The organism is Clostridium sp. (genome assembly GCF_018372875.1).
GTDB lineage: Bacteria > Bacillota > Clostridia > Clostridiales > Clostridiaceae > Clostridium.
This window is the reverse complement of the sequence record NZ_JAHAIF010000101.1, coordinates 1-1503: the sequence shown is the minus strand read 5'-3', so window position 1 is coordinate 1503 and position 1503 is coordinate 1. Positions and strand designations below refer to the sequence as shown.

Below are 1503 nucleotides of genomic sequence, written 5' to 3'. Positions count from 1 at the left end.
GCTATCCCCTCTACTAATAACGTTGGATCTTTAACTACAGTATATACACCACCTAGAACGAAAATTAACTTCCGATTTTCTCATCAATAACTTTAAGTGGCTATATCACTGGAGTTGTAGATAATCAAGTAAACTTTGGTTCTGTGGAAGATTGTTTTTTATCAACTCATAAGAAGTCAGTAAAATCAAACTTTTGCAAAATAACCTCAAGAAAATGTCAGACAAATCCTTTCCTATTCCTAGTGGCAAATTTCGCAATAGGTGTCCTTTCCCCTTTAGGTAAATGACAAAAAGCTATTATTAATCGCTGTGTGTTATTCACTTCGTGAACAGACAGCGATTAAAATAGCTTTTTGAATTAGGGGTTTTGAAGTGCTAAAGTATAACCATAATTAAATAAATATATCAGCTAACGCATCAATTTCATCGCTTGTCAACTTCTCTGTTGCATAACTAGATGAACTCTTATATTTATCTAACCATTTTTTATCTCCTTCTAAAACATCCTTCCATTTACTAGACAATCCATGCGAAGTTATCAGAATACAATTTCTTACAAAAACATCTGCTCCCTCTCCACTTAATAAATCTTCTCTATCTTTACTATCATATGCTTGTGCAAAATAACTTCCACATGGATGTTTAATTATTTTATCCCCTTGTTTATACAAATAGTACAATTCAATATCAAATCTGTCAACCGCAATAAGTATTGAAAAATCTTCTCCTACCATAGCTGTTTTTAATTCAGATACTCTTACACATTTCAAATTGTGCTTTTGACACAATTTTGCCATATATGTTGGTATTTCGTCATTAATCTTTGTCCATAAATTATCCACTGTTCTCACCTCGACCTAGACATAGTTTTTGTAATACTATCAAATGAATATCCATGTTTTTTCAAATATGCACACTCTCTACCAAATCCTGTAAGTTCTATTTTTCCTGTATACATATTTGTTCGAGTTAAGTTATCCCATGTAGGTTCTGTTGCAATTTTAAATATATCATTTCTTTCTATTGCATTACTTAACCATGGTTTATTATATTCATTCCAAAATTGATTAGGAGAAACATATAATTCATCGGGCGTATTTAGTAAATTAAAGCTGCCATCTCTTGGTCCAAAATCAAGAGACTTTACATTACCTAACTCATCAAGAATTGCACCCGTATCACTTCTATATGTGCCTAACACCGTCGTTGTCTCACCTGGTGTAGCTTCTAACTCTAATCCATTTGAAGTAACATAATCTAATTTAGGGTTACTTACCCCCTTGGGGCAGAGTCTGTTTTTGTATTTTTAGTATTAAAGTTTAGTATTCCAAATCCTTACCACTATTTTATCATTCTGATTTGTCTATTTCCATATTTAGTATTATGAAGTTACTTTGTATAACTACATATTTAAGAAAAAAATATCGACACTATTGTAGTATCGATATTTTAGTTACAACGATATTTTCTTTTACTTTAGGTTGAAAGGTGGCATAGGTGGTA

At 31.7% G+C, this 1503-nt stretch carries 2 protein-coding genes; both read right to left on the bottom strand.

What is annotated here, in order from left to right:
- Positions 1–392 precede the first annotated feature (392 nt).
- Positions 393–842 carry a hypothetical protein gene (locus KIB46_RS16260; RefSeq protein ID WP_291673268.1) on the bottom strand — a complete coding sequence of 150 codons (450 nt, stop codon included), beginning with the start codon at positions 840–842 and terminating at the stop codon, positions 393–395.
- A gap of 5 nt (positions 843–847) precedes the next feature.
- Positions 848–1201, bottom strand: coding sequence for a hypothetical protein (locus KIB46_RS16255; RefSeq protein WP_291673266.1), 354 nt, complete (start codon positions 1199–1201; stop codon positions 848–850).
- Positions 1202–1503 lie beyond the last annotated feature (302 nt).